This is a genomic window from Streptomyces sp. T39 (assembly GCF_008042045.1).
Taxonomy (GTDB): Bacteria; Actinomycetota; Actinomycetes; order Streptomycetales; family Streptomycetaceae; genus Streptomyces.
The window spans coordinates 1-14,930 of sequence record NZ_RDBP01000038.1 but is presented as its reverse complement, the minus strand read 5'-3'; the positions used below and the strand labels follow the sequence as shown (position 1 = coordinate 14,930).

At 68.5% G+C, this 14,930-nt stretch carries 26 protein-coding genes; 9 read left to right on the top strand and 17 right to left on the bottom strand.

The genetic code is table 11. The features are described 5' to 3' along the window. Positions 1-203 precede the first annotated feature (203 nt). Genes EAO77_RS27805 through EAO77_RS27780 form a run of 7 tightly spaced genes read left to right on the top strand, consistent with a single transcriptional unit; the run spans position 204 to position 2,561 of the window. Positions 204-659, top strand: a complete 456-nt coding sequence (locus tag EAO77_RS27805) for a hypothetical protein (protein ID WP_147991083.1) — start codon at positions 204-206, stop codon at positions 657-659. Next, on the top strand, positions 656-1,051 hold the full coding sequence (locus EAO77_RS27800; RefSeq protein ID WP_147991082.1) for a hypothetical protein: 396 nt from the start codon (positions 656-658) through the stop codon (positions 1,049-1,051). The genes EAO77_RS27805 and EAO77_RS27800 overlap by 4 nt, the downstream gene beginning before the upstream one ends. Next, entirely contained in the window at positions 1,048-1,296 is a 249-nt protein-coding gene (locus EAO77_RS27795) for a hypothetical protein (RefSeq protein WP_147991081.1), read from the top strand. Before EAO77_RS27800 ends, EAO77_RS27795 begins: the two co-directional genes overlap by 4 nt. Continuing rightward, the gene (locus EAO77_RS27790; RefSeq protein ID WP_147991080.1) at positions 1,293-1,532 is read left to right on the top strand and encodes a PadR family transcriptional regulator; all 240 of its coding nucleotides are present in this window, start codon (positions 1,293-1,295) and stop codon (positions 1,530-1,532) included. The genes EAO77_RS27795 and EAO77_RS27790 overlap by 4 nt, the downstream gene beginning before the upstream one ends. Next, on the top strand, positions 1,529-1,951 hold the full coding sequence (locus EAO77_RS27785; RefSeq protein WP_147991079.1) for a hypothetical protein: 423 nt from the start codon (positions 1,529-1,531) through the stop codon (positions 1,949-1,951). Before EAO77_RS27790 ends, EAO77_RS27785 begins: the two co-directional genes overlap by 4 nt. Further along, the gene (locus EAO77_RS40450) at positions 1,951-2,085 is read left to right on the top strand and encodes a hypothetical protein (protein ID WP_261994173.1); all 135 of its coding nucleotides are present in this window, start codon (positions 1,951-1,953) and stop codon (positions 2,083-2,085) included. Before EAO77_RS27785 ends, EAO77_RS40450 begins: the two co-directional genes overlap by 1 nt. 35 nt (positions 2,086-2,120) lie before the next feature. Next, positions 2,121-2,561 (top strand): hypothetical protein, encoded by a 441-nt coding sequence (locus EAO77_RS27780; RefSeq protein ID WP_147991078.1) that lies wholly within the window; start codon positions 2,121-2,123, stop codon positions 2,559-2,561. 3 nt (positions 2,562-2,564) lie between these two features. On the opposite strand, the gene EAO77_RS27775 is transcribed toward EAO77_RS27780, so the two are convergent. After that, the gene (locus tag EAO77_RS27775; RefSeq protein ID WP_147991077.1) at positions 2,565-3,566 is read right to left on the bottom strand and encodes a hypothetical protein; all 1,002 of its coding nucleotides are present in this window, start codon (positions 3,564-3,566) and stop codon (positions 2,565-2,567) included. A 333-nt stretch (positions 3,567-3,899) separates the two neighbouring features. Between EAO77_RS27775 and EAO77_RS27770 the strand changes: the two genes are divergently transcribed. Further along, positions 3,900-4,133 carry a hypothetical protein gene (locus EAO77_RS27770; protein WP_147991076.1) on the top strand — a complete coding sequence of 78 codons (234 nt, stop codon included), beginning with the start codon at positions 3,900-3,902 and terminating at the stop codon, positions 4,131-4,133. 81 nt (positions 4,134-4,214) lie between these two features. Here the strand turns inward: EAO77_RS27770 and EAO77_RS27765 are convergent, their stop codons facing one another. Further along, positions 4,215-4,520 (bottom strand): hypothetical protein, encoded by a 306-nt coding sequence (locus tag EAO77_RS27765; protein WP_147991075.1) that lies wholly within the window; start codon positions 4,518-4,520, stop codon positions 4,215-4,217. A gap of 114 nt (positions 4,521-4,634) precedes the next feature. On the opposite strand from EAO77_RS27765, the gene EAO77_RS27760 reads away from it, so the two are divergent. Beyond that, positions 4,635-4,910 carry a hypothetical protein gene (locus EAO77_RS27760; protein WP_147991074.1) on the top strand — a complete coding sequence of 92 codons (276 nt, stop codon included), beginning with the start codon at positions 4,635-4,637 and terminating at the stop codon, positions 4,908-4,910. A gap of 186 nt (positions 4,911-5,096) precedes the next feature. Here the strand turns inward: EAO77_RS27760 and EAO77_RS27755 are convergent, their stop codons facing one another. The 15 genes from EAO77_RS27755 to EAO77_RS27680 all read right to left on the bottom strand — a co-directional run bounded on the left by EAO77_RS27755 (position 5,097) and on the right by EAO77_RS27680 (position 14,749). Continuing rightward, complete coding sequence (locus tag EAO77_RS27755) at positions 5,097-5,519, bottom strand: helix-turn-helix domain-containing protein (RefSeq protein ID WP_147991073.1); 423 nt, start codon at positions 5,517-5,519, stop codon at positions 5,097-5,099. Positions 5,520-5,583: 64 nt separating this feature from the next. After that, positions 5,584-6,099, bottom strand: coding sequence for a hypothetical protein (locus tag EAO77_RS27750; protein WP_147991072.1), 516 nt, complete (start codon positions 6,097-6,099; stop codon positions 5,584-5,586). A 92-nt stretch (positions 6,100-6,191) separates the two neighbouring features. Further along, positions 6,192-6,542: a DUF6233 domain-containing protein gene (locus tag EAO77_RS27745; protein ID WP_147991071.1), complete on the bottom strand. Its 351-nt coding sequence runs from the start codon at positions 6,540-6,542 to the stop codon at positions 6,192-6,194. 17 nt (positions 6,543-6,559) lie between these two features. Next, the gene (locus tag EAO77_RS27740) at positions 6,560-6,931 is read right to left on the bottom strand and encodes a hypothetical protein (protein ID WP_147991070.1); all 372 of its coding nucleotides are present in this window, start codon (positions 6,929-6,931) and stop codon (positions 6,560-6,562) included. Positions 6,932-7,066: 135 nt separating this feature from the next. After that, the gene (locus tag EAO77_RS27735) at positions 7,067-7,903 is read right to left on the bottom strand and encodes a hypothetical protein (protein ID WP_147991069.1); all 837 of its coding nucleotides are present in this window, start codon (positions 7,901-7,903) and stop codon (positions 7,067-7,069) included. Positions 7,904-7,989: 86 nt separating this feature from the next. Further along, positions 7,990-8,184 carry a hypothetical protein gene (locus EAO77_RS27730; RefSeq protein WP_147991068.1) on the bottom strand — a complete coding sequence of 65 codons (195 nt, stop codon included), beginning with the start codon at positions 8,182-8,184 and terminating at the stop codon, positions 7,990-7,992. A gap of 197 nt (positions 8,185-8,381) precedes the next feature. Beyond that, positions 8,382-8,930 (bottom strand): nuclease-related domain-containing protein, encoded by a 549-nt coding sequence (locus EAO77_RS27725; RefSeq protein WP_261994174.1) that lies wholly within the window; start codon positions 8,928-8,930, stop codon positions 8,382-8,384. An 89-nt stretch (positions 8,931-9,019) separates the two neighbouring features. Further along, a complete protein-coding gene (locus EAO77_RS27720) occupies positions 9,020-9,544 on the bottom strand; it encodes a hypothetical protein (RefSeq protein ID WP_147991066.1) in 525 nt (174 codons plus the stop codon). Beyond that, positions 9,541-9,924, bottom strand: a complete 384-nt coding sequence (locus EAO77_RS27715) for a hypothetical protein (RefSeq protein ID WP_147991065.1) — start codon at positions 9,922-9,924, stop codon at positions 9,541-9,543. The genes EAO77_RS27720 and EAO77_RS27715 overlap by 4 nt, the downstream gene beginning before the upstream one ends. Positions 9,925-10,019: 95 nt before the next feature. Beyond that, entirely contained in the window at positions 10,020-10,478 is a 459-nt protein-coding gene (locus EAO77_RS38910) for a response regulator transcription factor (RefSeq protein ID WP_261994172.1), read from the bottom strand. Positions 10,479-10,593: 115 nt separating this feature from the next. Beyond that, complete coding sequence (locus EAO77_RS27705) at positions 10,594-10,818, bottom strand: hypothetical protein (RefSeq protein ID WP_147991064.1); 225 nt, start codon at positions 10,816-10,818, stop codon at positions 10,594-10,596. Between the two features lie 2 nt (positions 10,819-10,820). After that, positions 10,821-11,189, bottom strand: a complete 369-nt coding sequence (locus tag EAO77_RS27700) for a hypothetical protein (RefSeq protein WP_147991063.1) — start codon at positions 11,187-11,189, stop codon at positions 10,821-10,823. Continuing rightward, entirely contained in the window at positions 11,186-11,641 is a 456-nt protein-coding gene (locus EAO77_RS27695) for a hypothetical protein (protein WP_147991062.1), read from the bottom strand. Before EAO77_RS27695 ends, EAO77_RS27700 begins: the two co-directional genes overlap by 4 nt. A gap of 2,112 nt (positions 11,642-13,753) precedes the next feature. Further along, positions 13,754-13,903: a hypothetical protein gene (locus tag EAO77_RS38905; protein ID WP_187283437.1), complete on the bottom strand. Its 150-nt coding sequence runs from the start codon at positions 13,901-13,903 to the stop codon at positions 13,754-13,756. Continuing rightward, positions 13,857-14,749, bottom strand: a protein-coding gene (locus EAO77_RS27680) for an IS5 family transposase (RefSeq protein WP_410088726.1) whose coding sequence is annotated in 2 segments (ribosomal slippage) — positions 13,857-14,386 and positions 14,386-14,749 — 894 coding nt in all. Because the reading frame shifts where the segments join, the coding sequence is not laid out codon by codon here. The genes EAO77_RS38905 and EAO77_RS27680 overlap by 47 nt, the downstream gene beginning before the upstream one ends. Positions 14,750-14,930 lie beyond the last annotated feature (181 nt).

The window sequence follows — 14,930 nt, the reverse complement described above, 5'->3', positions numbered from 1 at the left end:
AGGGCGCAGGCGAGGGTCACCGCCGCCCGGCACACCCTCGCCACACCCGAACCCCCACCACTCCCCGGCCAAACCGGCATCCCCCTCACATGGCACCAAGACAGCCTCTTCGACCCACCAACACCCGCCACCACCCACACACCCCGGAAACGCCGCCACAGCCCCCGCTACGCCACCACCATCAACCTCACCGGGAGCTACCTATGACCGACCAGCCCGAGCCCGACACGCGCACCGTGCACGGCGGCAGCCAGCTCGCCTGCCGCCGCACCGTGGACACCATCACCGACGCCGAACTGAACGCCCTGTACGACACCATCCAGCGACTCAACGCCCGAGCCCAGCACGCAGAGTCCACGGTGAACACGTTCTGCCGCGCGGTGAAGGACTGGGATGTCAGCGACCGCGGAACCTACATCCCCCACGCCTCGCTCGTTGCCATCGGGCGTGCAGCCGGGACCGACGTCCTCGGCAGCATCCGTCACCTCCGCCACTTCGAGCGAGTCGAACAGGCGGAAGCCGCAGTCGACCGAGTACAGGCCTACGCCGCCCGCCTGGACCAGTTCGCTGCGACCACCATCAGCGTCCCTGACAGCGACCTGTACACCGCCATCGCGAACGACCTGCGCACAGCCCTGGCCCCGAAGGAGTCGTCGTGACCGAGAAGCCCGAGCCGAAGATGCACGCCCCGAGATGGCGCAAGCGACCCGGCAATGCAACTGTCGCGGCGGACCTGTGCCCGCGGTGCAACGGCGACAACAGCGAACCCTTCGAACTGTGCGAGCGCTGCGCCGCCGAGCGCCCCTGGTGCTGCAACGGCAACGCCGAAGACTGCGCCCTGTGCACCGGCACGAACCCGCCCTACCCGTTCATCTGCCCCGGCCACCCGCACGACGACGAGACCCGGGCGAAGCGACGCCGCGCGCTGGCGTTCAACGCCGTCGGGCCCGCGCTCAAGGCCCGAGACCAGTGGCTACCCCTGTCCGTCCGCCAAGCCGTCGCAGACGCCGTCCTCGCGGCCGTCGACACCGACGAGGAGGGACCGAAGTGACCGAGATTCCGGCACGGCGTGGCCCGATCGGTGCCGCGCTTCAGGCCGCAGCTGAGCGTGAAGCCGGCGTCCACCGCTACCTGTCGACCGGCTGCCTCCACGGCGACATGGTCCTGCCCGACGGGCGGACCGGGCACGAGTACTGCCAAGGCGACACCGGACACGCCGGCTCCAAGACACCCGCGGTCTGTAAGTTCTGCGCCGCGCCCTGCCAGTGTTCCTGCCACATCAAGGAGCAGCCGTGAGCGGCCTGCGGATGACGACGCCGACCCGCATGGTCCTCCAAGCCCTCCACGCCGCCCGGCAGCCCCTGTACGGCCTGGAGATCGCCCAGCAGACCGGTCTCGGCACCGGCACCGTGTACCCGATCCTCAAGCGGCTCGAGTGCCGCGGCTTCGTCCACTCAACCGAGGAGAGCGGCCAGCATCCCGGTCGGCCCGCACGCCGCTACTACCAGCCAGCCAGCAAGGAGCAGTCGTGAGGCTCCAGCGCGCCTACGAGCACCTCCTCGACACGCTCACCAAAACACCTGGCGTCCATGCCGCGGTGCCCTGGGACAGAACCGAGCACACCCGCGGCGTACACGTCACCCTCGACCACGGGCACCAGCTGTGGATCGGCATCACCGTCGCAGCCGCACCCGGCGACAAAGGCACCGGCCCGGACATCCCCGTCACCGGCGAACCCCCGGCACCCCTACCGTCGCCCGAGCCCGATACCCGGCCACTCACCCCGGCAACAGCACAAACCTTCCTCACCGCGGCCCTGGCCAACACCGGGAACGCCGAAACGGACACCGTGTACGGGTACACGCCGGCCGCCACCCGCCCCGGCGTCGGCATCCGATTCCACTCCGGTGCCCGCGCGTTCTGCCTCATCCACCGGCACCGGACCCCGTGATGCGCACCCTCGTGTCCGTGGTCGCCTACTGGTCCTGGGCCATCCCCCGGCTCCGGCACTACTGCCACCACTGCGACCTCGCCATGTGGGGCTGGCAGCACTGCCCACACCGGGCCGGCGGCTACTGCATCTGAGACGGCCTGTCAGACCCGTCGGCTACGGTCGCGGCATGGAGATTCCTGGCGTTCTCGTATATCTGCACGGTCCAGCCGAAGCGCAGCAACCCACCCTGGAGGCTCTTCGCGCGGCAGGCATAGCCGCTGTACTCTCGGTGTATGAGCTGGGCAAGATCGAGGCTTGGTTCACTGATGGAAGCGATAGCGCTCCGCCCGAGTTCGTGAACGAATGCCGAGACCGCGCTGCGGCAGCCGCAGAAGCGGTTGGCTTCACGGTCCAGCGTGCCGTCCTGTGGGGTGGAGGACCCAATCGTGCGACGTCAATGCACATCGTGGACACGCAGACCGGAGAACTGTGCGGCATCGTCGATACCGCACATCTCACACCGTTCGGCATCGAGGAGAAGATGCAGCGGTGCGCCACAGAGCTGGGCATTCCCTTCAGCCGCCTAGAGCTTCAAGACCCGCCCGGCTTTCGAATCGAGAACCTGTAGCCGTCAGGCGGCCGGGGTGACGTCCCCGCGGTCCAGTAAGGGCTGCTCGTCCAACAGGCGTTCCGGGTGCGTCGCCCACACGTAGGCCAGGGCCGCGGTCGTCGGCACCCCGAACAGGTTGCGCAGGTCCTCGAGTTCCTTCGCGACCTTCCGCACCGACCAGCCCAGGCGCTCCGCGGTCTTCTTCTGCGTGATGCCGTGGCAGGCGTCCCGCAGGATGTCCCGCTGCGCCCTCGTCGTCCGCGCCCCGGCACCCACGCCGATTCCGAGGCCGGCGACCCGGGCGTCACCGTTCCACGCCTCGCCGCGGGCCCACACCCCGTCGAACACGGCGGCAATCCAGGCGACCATCGCCTCGTCCTGCACATACACCGCGGCATGCCGGGGCCCGTCGGTGTGGAGGAAGTCGTCGACGAACGCGTGCTTGCGGTCGATGATGATGCAGCGCTGGAACGCACCCGCGATCGTGCGGTACTGGGCGCCGAGACGGGTCATCTCCGTGCACCATTCGCGGGTCACGGGGTCGGTGCGCACCGTCTCCAGGTACAAGGTGCGGACGCGGACGCCGCGGGCGAGGGCCTGCGAGTCCCGCCGCAAAGCGATCTGCAGGAGTTCCCTCGAGCGGGGGCCGTTCGGCTGCGCCGTGAGGAGTTCGGTCTCCGCGCCGGCCAGCGCGGCGCCGATACGGGCGTTGACCTCGGACGGGTCGGACAGGTACTCGCAGCCCATCCCGGGCCGCATACGGGCCCGTTCGAAGTCGTGCACCAGGCGGTCGGCGAGCTCCGGCATCTGCGTCATCTGCGCGGCCCGCCGGGCGAGGGCTTCCATGGCGGCCGTGGCCTGCTGCCGTACGGCGTGCCGCGGGTCGAGGGCGACAGGGGCGTCGGGGCGTTCGGGGTCGTCGGACACGAGCTGCCACGCCCACAGCTCCTGCAACGCCGGCCCGTCACCGGCACCGGGGCGGCCGCCGGCCGCGATCCGCCCGTACAGGTCCTGCGCCGCCACGGACAGCTCAGCAGAAGGTCCCGGGAACGGCCCGAAACCGGCAGGCGAAACGCCCGAAACGTTCACGAATACCCCAGTCATGTGGGCGGCACACCGCACAGAACGCGTGCATCTTCCTGCACAGCGTCATTACGCACGGGCCAACAGTTGAAACCTCAAAAGGAGGCCACCAGGATATCGAGTCGTGGGGCTCCTCCCGGCCCGATACCCGACTCCTGTCCGCCTTCTCCGTCACACTTCACGACAGAGATCAGCAAGGTGGACTCGCAGCAGGAGCCGAGTTGACCGGGAGGCCCGCCCCCACACACCGGCCACCTCCGGATTGGACCCGCCATGCTGCGTCGCGCACTCACCGCCCTCGCCGCCACCGCCGCCCTCTGCGGCGCCGCGATCGTCACCCAGCCGCCGGCCCACGCCGCCCGGGACTCCGCCTGGGGATCCGACACCATCACCACCGTCGTCGACACCCACACCACGGACGACTCCGCCTGGGGACGCCCCGCACCCAGCCCGGCCCCGGAGCCGACCGACCCGCCGGCCGAGCCCGACGACTCCGCCTGGGGCTAACCACCCCGCGCCCGCCCGGGCGCCCCGGAACCGCGCCCCGCCTCGCCCCCAGCAGGCGGGGCGCAGCCACGTCTAACCGGCCTACTCGGGCTCCTCATGCCACTTGAAGTCCTTGATGTACCGAGTCCGCAGCTGCCGGTTCGTCTGCGCCTTCCCAAGCCAATCGACCATCATGGCTGCCTCATCGTCAGTCATGCCGATGGCTACGCACTTGCCGCGCAAAGCATCTGCGGTCACACGGCTTGCCGCCCACCGGTGCCGCACCAGCATCATGTCGCACTTGATCCGTTCACGCTCTTCCCACACAAGTCCGCCCGACGCCGTGATGTTCTCGCCGATGAAGTCCATGAATCCGTTGACGTCCGATGGGAGGCCGAAGTCAGTCATGCGCCCAGTTTGATCCCCGGGGGCGGCAGGAGCTAGCGGGTACGCCAAGTCGAGGCGCAGCCACTTCTGTCTGTTCCGCCCCGGACTGTCAGTCGCCTCTGCCAGGATCCCGCCATGACCCAACTGCACTGGCGCCCCGCAGACGTGAAGCTCAACGAGAAGCTCGTCCCCAACCCGCGCGCCGAACACGACCTCCTCTCCGACCTGACTGCCGTCCACGTCGCCATCGACGGCAGCTTCCTCCACATCGACCCGTACATCGGCGCCCCTGCAGCGCACGGGCAGGTCGAGTACCCGATCACGGTCGTCCCCGCCTCGGCAGTTCAGCGCCTCACGTACAAGGCGGGGATCAAGAGCGAAGTGCCGGAGATCGACGTCCGCGTCGGCTGAGGAATCGCTGTCAGACCCTCGTGCCAGACTGAAGCGTCTGCCGGGATCAGGCCGGGCCTGCTGCCAGGCCCTCCCGCAAGCGGTGCCCCGTCGGGGAGGTCACACCGCGCGGTGCAGTGGCCCCCGGAGACGACGAAGACCCGCCCCTGAGACGTGGGGGCGGGCCTTCGCGTGTTCCGGCTGCTACTACGACACGTCAGAAGTCTCGCTGTAGGCGATGGCCAGAGCCGGCACTTCCTGCGCGATCCGTGCTACGACAGCGCGGTGCCACGAAGCCGGGAACTCGATCTCAGGGTGGGCGGCGTGGTACTCGGCATCGTTCCGGTAGGTGATGACCCCCGGGGCGGGCACGTCCATCAGCTGCTTGGCAACGCCGGCAACGAACTCCCCGGTGCGGGCCTCCAGGTCCTCCATGGCCAGCCGCACCCCGTCCGGGATCGGGTACTTCCCCTGTTCCCAGTGACGCACTGTCCTGCCGGACACTCCCAGGTGGCCAGCGAGCCAATCCCCGGTCAGCCCGAGGTACTCGCGCACGACCTTGAATTCGGCGTCCGTCATCCGCTCGTCTTCGGGCATGTTCGGCGGATCGGTGTAGGTCGTTTCCGACATGGTCTCTCCTGAGATGGGGCTGCCCCCAGCCGGACGCCGGGGGCAGGGGGCGGGGCGGGAAGGGTCAGTCCTCGTCGTCGTAGGCGTGCCGGTTGAGGTCGGCCGACATGTGCGTGAACTCCGCGATGCCGCGAGCGTAGGCGGCCTTGGCGTCCTCGACGGTGTCGTAGGCGGTGGTCTCGCTGAACGACTCCCCGTCCCACATGGTGACGAGGCGGTTGTCGCGGATGACGCCGCAGGTGGCGTCCCGGCAGTCCTCCTCGCACTTCTCGTCGTCGCCCCACGACTCGTAGTCCGCCGGGGTCCAGTGCGCGGCCATGGAGGTGACCGCGGAGTTGCGGACGTGCTCACAGCCGGCGTCGCGGCCGCCACAGTAGGAGCCCGCCGGGGAGAGGGTGATGGCGGCGCCGTTGGTGAGGACGAGGGTGGTGGCGGTGGTCGCGGCAGTGTCGACGTCGTAGAGGGTGCCCTCGACCCACAGGCCTCCGGTCCAGTCGAGGGGGCCTTCGGCCGCGTCCTCGGGGGTGGCGGGCTGGTGGGTGTTCATGAGGTGGGCGAGGGAGGAGGAGGTGTCGATCATGTCCGGTTCCTTCCGGAGGGGTCTGGGGCTGTTCCCCTGACCTCATGACGACAACAGTAGCTTCCTAATTCAGGAAGCGCAAGAGGGCGGGCTCAACCAGCCATCCCCGTGTCCGGCCGGCACACCTCACACGGCCGGATATCCGGCTCCCCCAACGCCACCCGCGCCTCCACCTGGTCCAGCCACGCCCCATGCCCCGCGTAGAGCGAGCAGTCCCCGCGATGCAGCACCGCGAACGCGTCATCCGCACTCGACCGCTTCGGCTCCAGCTTCCACGACGACCGGGCCCTGCGGGCATGCTCCCGCTTCGCCTCCGCGGCCGCCTCCTCCTCCAACTGCCGGATCAGGGCGCGGGTCCGCTCGAGCTGGTAGGCCTGGTACTCCTCGACGATGCGGAGCTTGTCCAGCCGCGACAGCGACGCGGCGGATGACGGATCGTTCACGACAGTCGGCTACGAGTTCAGGCCGCGGCCGCGACGTCGACCACCGGCACCACACTGGGACGGGTGGCGGCCTTCAGCGCCTGCCTGGCCTTGTACACGTCCTCACCGCTGTACATGGCCCAGTGCTCGTGCACCGTCACTGTGGCCGACAGCGTGCGGCACTCGGCACGCAGCCGGTCCACCGCGGCCTTCTCCTCGTCCGTCCAGCCCGGGGATGCGGGCCGGCCGCCGGTCACGGCCCCGGTGTGGGGGTGCGTCTCGCCTTCCCAGCCGTCCATGGGTTCGACGGACCAGGGCAGGGAGCGGCACAGGGCGGCGAGCTCGGCTGTGGCCTGGTGGAGGCGGGTCTGGGCTGCGGTGAGGTCGTCGGGGAAGGTGTAGTCGGCCATGCCCGGACCATACTCCTGTTCGAATTCCGGACGCGAATAGGGCGCGCCTAGACCACCCGAGCGGCATACAGAAAGCCCCCGCCGCAACGGCAGGGGCTTTCCGAGACGTGTCAAAAGATCAGGTACTGCAGGGACCTACTGCGCTGCTACACGCTCTCCCTTGCTCGTCAGCTCCAGCTCGACGACTACCTTGTCGTCCTGCTGCGATTCCTCCTCCACAGCCACCAGGCGCTTCCGCACGAGCTGCTTCAGCGCTGTGGCCCCTTCCGTGTCGTCCGCCGGGTAGGCAGCGCACAGGTGCCTGAAGTCAGCCGCACCCGCTACAGGGCCGATCAACCAACCCTTGATCAGCTCACCTCCAGCCACCCCCTCACCCGACAGCGCATCCAGGTCGATCAGGCTGCGAGGGTCCAGGACTTCCTGAGCCTGGCGGCTTGCCGCGCTCAGCGCAGCCAGCACATCCCGCTCAACAGGTGTCAGCTCGACCCGCTTCATCGGCCGGCCAGCGCGGCGGTCCCACCGCTTCTCGAACGCTTCGACCTGCCAGCGCACGAACACCGGCCCGCTCTTCAGGTGTGCCACCGCGGGCGGGAAGTCATCCCGCTGGACGAGCTGCGCTGCACGCTGGCGGACGACGTTCAGCATCTCCGCGATCTCAGAGACGCCGACCAGGTCCGGGACGGACGGTGCCGCGAGCCTGCGATCCAGTTCTTCCTCAGTGACCAGGTCGACGCCGAGGACTGTGGTGCTGATCCCTGCGGCTTTGGCGGCCGCGGTCACTTCCTTGAGTGCGCTGTCGACAGCCTGCCGGGCGGTGCCGGCTTCGACGAAGATGCGCACGGCTGTGTTGCCGTTCGGGGCGGTGCCGACGGCGGGGCTGCGGTCGGCGAGGTGGTCGTGCAGTTCGTCGATGGCGTCGTCAGTTACCTCGGTTGTTGCCAGTTCGACTTCGACGCTCCACGCCTGGGGCATGATGTGAGCATCTCCTTCCTGATTCGGTGTGGTTGGGGACTTTGCGGTCCGCCGGGTGGCCTCCCGGCGGACCCTCCCCTGTGCTCCTACTTGTCGATGAACCCGGCGCGCTTGAGCTGGGACATCGTGTTCTTCCATGCCCGCCAGTCGGACGGGGTTCCGGAGATGGTGGTCACCCGTTCACCGTCCTTGTAGACGACATGGTGCCCGTTTTTGGTGGTCCGGTAGCTGAAGCCCTGCGTCTCGAGCTGCTTGAGCAGTCTGCGTGTTTCCCTGTCCAAAGTACTCCTATCCCTTGACATCGTCTACGTTAATTCTACCACACCCCGAATTAACCCTTGACGCCGACAAGAGATAGTTGAATCTATCGATCATCTTCAGGCACGAAAAAACGGCCCCGCCACCCCGAAGGGCAGCGGGACCGTCTCCTTACGGATGGCCCCCACAGACCACCCACCGTACTCCCACCCACCGACACTCACCCCCCATACGGCACCAGCACCCGATCGACCCGCACCGCCAACGCAGCCGCCGCCCGCGCATCCCGACCAGCCGGCGCCGACCGCAACGTCGTCAACAGCCGATCCGGCCCGAGGACCAGCACCCGCTCGTTCCGCACCGCCGTCTCGAACCAGCCCCCGGCAACCGGGGAACCGTGCACCACCAGCAGCGGACGTACCGCGGCCGCGGGAAGGCCGACCGCCTGGGCGACGAGGTTCGCGTACCCGGCGAGAGCCTGAACCTGGGCGTGCCGGTCGTCCCGGCCGCAGTGCACCCGCCCCTGCACCAGCGCCGTTTCATGCCCCGGACCGCGGCGCCAGTGCTTCGAGTCGACGACCACCAGACCCGTCCCACACGGAGACACCAGCACATGATCCAGGTTGAACCGGCGGCCCCGGAGCCGCAGGTCGTGCCGCACCCACCAGCCCTCAGCCTCCAGCTGGTCGAGTATCCGGGCGGTCGCCTGCTCCCCTAAGGCTCCGTGGGCGAGCCTGGCAGCGTGCTGGTCGGCCCGAGACGGCCGCATCCCCAGCCACGCCCGGACACGCCGCAGGACGGCCTGACGCAGCCCGCCACGCAACTGACGAGCCCACGCATCCGCCGAACCACCCGCGGTCACTGGCCGGCCTCCCGCCACCAGCGCAGGCCGGTCGGCTCACTGCGCTCGGGCTCCCCGTCGCACGACGCCAGGAACGCGCTGTACGCGGCCGCACGGTCCGCCGCGTACTCCCGCTGCTCCGTCGTCATCTTCGACGTCGTCCACCGCCACTTCCCGGACTCCAGCCACACTGTGTGCCACGCCCCGTTCTCCACCGTGTCCCTGGGGTCCCGCATGCTGGCAGCGTGGTTGGCCAGGAACCGCACGGCCTCGACACGGCGCCGCTGGTCATCGAGCGCGGCCTGGTACGTCGGCCGGTATTCCCCGCAGCCCTGGCAGGTGACTGCCGTGCCGTCCGGCAGCGCCCCCTGTTCGGTGGAGCGCCCGCACAGGGCGAGGCCGGTCACCCAGTCCCCTCCGCGGGGCTCCCATGCGTAGATGGACAGGTGGACGAGGTCCGGCTCGTCCGGGAGGAGCAGCCTGCCGACGGGGACGAGGTAGCGCAGCTCCTGGTCGAGCTCCGGCTCGGTCGGGGCGGTCATCGGCTGGTCTCCTTGTTTGTGGCGGGCATGACGTGCAGCTCTGCCTGGCAGCGGTGTGGGTTCCACGTCTGCCCCCACAGGCCGCAGCCGTCGCAGTGCTTCCAGCCGCCGTTGCGGATCTGGTGGTAGCCGTACGGGGTGCCGTCCGGGTTGATGGGCCGCGGCCCCTCTACGTGGGCTCGGGCTCGGGCCTTGCGGATCTGCCGGTTCGTGTCCCAGCGGGCCAGCAGTGCAGACCACAGGACGGCGCTCAGGAGCAACCCCAGCCAGGTGAAGCCCGTACGGAACGGGCCGGTGAGCACGTAGAGAAGGACGACGGCACCGAGCAGGCTGATGCAGGTGCCGTAGAACACGAGGTCGTTCCGGCGTTTCAGGTTCATGTCCCCTCCCGGGGCGTGATGTGACAGCGGGTTACAGAAATGCGGGGCTGGTTGGTCTCCACCCCGCGCTGACGGATAGATGGATCACTCGCCGGTCACGCAGCGTCAGAGACAGCCGAACCGGCAGGCACCTCAACCCGCACAATCCGGAGCGCCACAGCCAACGCAGCCGCATGCGCCCGATCCCGAGCACCCAGCCGACGCCGGACCTCCTTCACCTGGTCGACAACCGTGTGCTCGGACCGCTCCAGCCGGCGCGCAATCTCAGGGTTCGTGCACCCCTCGGCCACCAGCTGGAGAACCTGAACCAGAGGGCCCGGCAGGACGACTGCCGGCTGCGCACCGAGTAGTCCCCGCTCGTACGCAATCCGGACGGCGTCCGTCTGATTGGCGGCCCCGAGCTTCTTGATGGCGCTCGACGCGTAGTTCCGCACGGATGGCTGCGCCAGGTACAGCGATGCTGCCAGTTCGGCGTAGCTGGCTCCGTGGGCGAAGCCGCGAAGCACTTCCAGTTCTCGTTCGACGAGAGGGAGCCCATATCGGGTTGCTCGCATCAGGGCCTCCTGGTGTTGCCGTGCGCGGGGCGGAGGGTGTCGTCGACGTAGCCGCGGGACTTGTACGGGGCGGGCGCGGCACTGGGGGATGCCGGGCCCGCCGGAGTGATAACCCTCACCAGATCGACCCGAGCGGGTCGGTGGGTGCATCCGGGGTCACTGCAGCCTCCTGCCAGGCCCGGTCATCAGCGCTGGTGCTCCCCGACCTTGTGGACGCACCAGCAGTAGCGGCTGCAAGCGCCAACATGGCGTGCACCTGCGCCTCGGCGACGCTCCGGTCGGTGCGGTACTCGTCGCAGAGCAGGCGCTCGGCCTTGCGGTAGTGCTCGGGTCCGGTCATCGTCAGTTCTCCTTGCGGGTGAGGGCGTCGAGGACGCGCTGGTGGACGGTGCCGTCGTGCACGTCCGCCCGGGCGATCAGGGCGGGCACGTCGATCGTGGGTGTGGGGCTGGTCCAGTCGGCCAGGTCACCGACCGCGGCCGCGTACGCGGAGGCGTGGGCGTCGGTCGGGAAGTCGATCGGCAGCATGCGGCCGGTAGCGACGTGGGTGACGTGCCAGATCGTGTCGTCGTAGTCGAACAGGTCGATGAGCTTGGGGAAGACGACGAGGCCGGGGGTGGGGGTGAGTTCGGCGGCGATGCCCATGCGGGTGGGCATGAGCCGGCCGTCGTCGAGGGGCACGTTGAGGACGGTCTCCACATGCACGGTCATCGGGTGTTCTCCTTGCGCTTGAATGCATCGCGGAGACGCTGGTACGGAAGCCGGTCGGACGGTGCTGTCCGTACCGGTCGGGGGCGCTGCGCCAGGAGGGCCGGTGTCGGCCGCACCCGGCCCCCAGACGGGCTCGGGGGGTCCGGGTGCCACAGCTCCACCCACACCCCGCCCGTGCGCCACACCAGCGCTGCACGGCCCGGCAGGCTGTAGTCCATGGCGGGGAGGGTGTCTCCCGTGCTGTGCTGCAGGTAGTCGGCCAGGATCGGCGTGCGCCGGGCCGCGAACTCCCGCAGCACGTCGCCGGGCTTGTCGACGCGGATGCGGGCGGATATGAGCGGGGCGCCGTCGTGGGTGGTGGTGTGCTGCCAGTCGGTGAGCTGCTGGGGGTGCCGGCCGGACTGGCGCCAGTTGTCCTCGACGCTGGCCTGGGTCAGGGCAGGTGTGGCCACGGGGCTGTCTCCTGGGTTGGTGGGGCCGCCCCGGGTGGCGGGGCGGCCGAGAAGCGGGGTCAGGCGCGCCTCACCACGTAGGACACGGTCTAAGAGCCCTTCTTCCTCGCATCCCAGCCAGCAGACTCACCCGGACCAGGTCTCTATTCAAACCCCGTCGACCACCGGAGCGTATAGAGGACAGCCAGTCACGGTCCCCCCGCCACCAACGCGTCCACTGCCCGCAGCCACAGGGCCTCCTGCACCGACGGCGACAGATGCCCGCGCGTCCCCACCAAATCGTTCACAGACAACGACCCAGAACCCAAACCGCTTCTGATCAATAGACCTTGCAGGCCTACGCGGGGCACCGTCCCCCGCCCACACACCAAACCAGCACATCGAAGCTCCGCCTGCCGCCTCCGCATGCTTGAATGTGAAGGTGATCGAACTAGCGATAGGCGTGGTCGCTGCAGCCCTCGTTGGAGGGCTAATGCGCCGGAAGCACCAGCAGCGGTCTACTGCGATGGCCGCCGGAGAGGTGGCCGGGGTACCTTGCATGCTCAAGTGGCCTGCTCAGGTCTCTCGCTGGAGGGCGGGGCGCCTACTGGCTGGCGCTAACCCTCTCATTTGGAAATCTACCTTTGGTAATCAGGCCACGCTACCAGCCGATCTGCGGAAGGTCGGAGTACGTTCCCCCTCACTGCGTGAAGCAGTGGCCGTCAATCCGGGATGCCGGGTCGTGGAGTGCAATTCGTCCGACGGAGAGGTCCTGATCGCGGTCATGCCCTCGGAACTGGCCCTTGTGATCGGCGCTTTGGGAAAAGTGTAGCCAACATACGTCGCTAACTGATCGGCACCACCAAATAGAAACGCGACCCGCGCAAAGAGCCCTTACCTGCAATTTACAGATAATCTGCAAATTGCAGCGGGGCATGCAGGGCATAGAGAGAGGCGCACCTGATTGAATGCCCCATAAGTAATCTAATTGCCCCGATCAGCAAGACTAGCCCCAAAAAGCCCGCAGCAGCGAAAAGCAGCCACCAGGGAGGCGCAAATAGGGCAAGCACTGCGAACAAGACCACCAAGAGGCACACTTCCAGGATCCCGTCGCGCAGAACTTCCCGGAATCCCACAAAGCCCGCCGACTCGCCGCGGTTCTCGGTTGCCCAATGTCGTCGAAGGTACGGTCGGTGCGGGTTTCGCGCCAGCCGTTGATCGCGCTGGTGCGGGTGGTCTCGCTCTTGCCGCCGGTGGCGTAGGCATGCAGGGCAGTCAGGCCTTCAGCGCGGAACGCGCGCCCTGTGCGCGGATCGTAGCAAGCGGTATCACCCACAGCTTCGGACCAGCAGTTGGCGAAGGGCCGGGCGGCCGCATCCACCAGCAGGTCGCCTCTCCCCCACGGAAGCCGTGCAGGTGAACACGGTGCCTGACCACCCGCCCGGCGTCTTGGGACGGCCCGGCGGCGTCCTACTCGGGGCCGGGGTCACGCAGCGGGTTGTGGTGACCGCAGGCCCGGCACTTCACGGTCTCCGGGAGGCGCTCGTACCTCGCGCCGGGGACGCCGAAGGAGCCGTCGATGCGAAATCCACCGCAGCCCTGGCACGGCGTGGCGTGGCGTGACGTGGGGTGAAAGAGCTTGTCGCACCGGAGGCAGGTGCCCTCTGCGCTGGTCTAGTCGAGGCGGGCAACTCGGGTGTCTGCGCTGCTGCATCGCGTGCAGAACGCTTCCTAGGTCTTCATGGTTCTGGTGTACAGCAGATTCGCGAAATCGTTCCCCCCACCTCGATCCGCGGCGCTGCAGGCGGGCGCAAGGGCGCGGGCCTGGCCTGGGAGGCGCTGGTCCCTCGGGATCCGTGGCGTGACGGGTCAGGGGTCTCGGCGAAGCCACTGCCGCCCTTTCCCGGCTCGGAATCACATCCCCGAGCTCCGCCGGAGCGGCGGCCCTGATGCAGCCACGGGCCACGGCGCGCAGTGCGTAGGGGCGGGCAGTGTGCCTGGCGCTTCGGAAAAGGGAGCGTTCTGCGGGTGCGGCTGTGTGTGGATGTCCGTGTCAGGGGCGGGGGGGCGTCGTTCACTAAGAGGTCCTAACAAAGACTCTGCATGGATCGAGAGGTAACCAGGCAGGCGGCCTCAGTGGCCGATGTCGCATGCTTCGTAGCTCTTCAGCCCGACCGTCAGCAGGGGCGGCACGAGTGTGTGCATGTACCAGCTCAGGTCGGTGAAGTCGACCGAGTCAGGTAGACGCCGCCGGTTGATGGTCGGGATGAAGCTGCAGGTCATGCGGCCAGGAAAGAACAGGAGCTGACCGCCTGTGCTCGCCTCCCCGTGGTAGATGCAGGCCGAGGAAGGCTTCGTGGATGTCGTCGCGTCGTTCCCACCTGACGCGTAGGCGCCGAAAGCCGTGCAGCCACGCGATGGTGCGCTCGACGACCCACCGGTGCACCCCGAGCCCCGACCCATGAGGGACACCGCGGCGGGCGATCACCGGTTTGATGCCCAGGGCCCGAACGAGCCGACGGTATTTGTCGTGGTCGTAGCCGCGGTCGCCGAGGACCGCATCGGGCCGCCGCCGCGGCCGCCCGACCAGGCCGGCGATGGACGGGACCTTGGCGAGGAGCGGCAGCAGCTGCGTGACGTCGTTGCGGTTTCCGCCGGTCAGCGACACCGCGAGCGGGATGCCCTTCCCGTCGACGAGGACGTGGTGCTTGCTGCCCGGACGTGCGCGGTCGACCGGGCTGGGGCCGCTTTTGGGCCCCGCCGAGCAGCCCTCACATGGCTGGAGTCGATCACCGCCCAGGACCAGTCGAGCTGCTTCGCTGCCCGCAGCTTCGACAGCAGAACGACGTGGAGCCGGTCCCACACACCGGCCTCGTTCCACGCGGCGAGCCGCCGCCAGCACGTCACGCCGGACCCGAAGCCCAGCTCCTGAGGCAGGTACTCCCACTGAATGCCGGTGTGCAGCACGAACAGGATCCCGCACAGAGCCTGCCGGTCAGGAACCCTCGGCCGCCCCGCGACCAGCTTCGGACCCGGTTCCGGCAACAACGGCTCGATCAAAGACCACAGTGCGTCCGACACGATCCACGGACGGGAGTTCCTCTTCCCCACGAACAGAGCAACGAGCATCTGAGCCGACAGTCACAGCATCAGCGGCTTCTGTTAGGACCTCTAAGACGTCGTTTCTTATGGCTGTCCGAGCGGCATGAGAGCCTCCTGGCATGAGCTACGACCTTGCTGTCTGGGAAGGCGAGAGGCCGGCGGATGACAAGACCGCCGGCGAGGTCTTCGACGACCTGTACGACCGGTA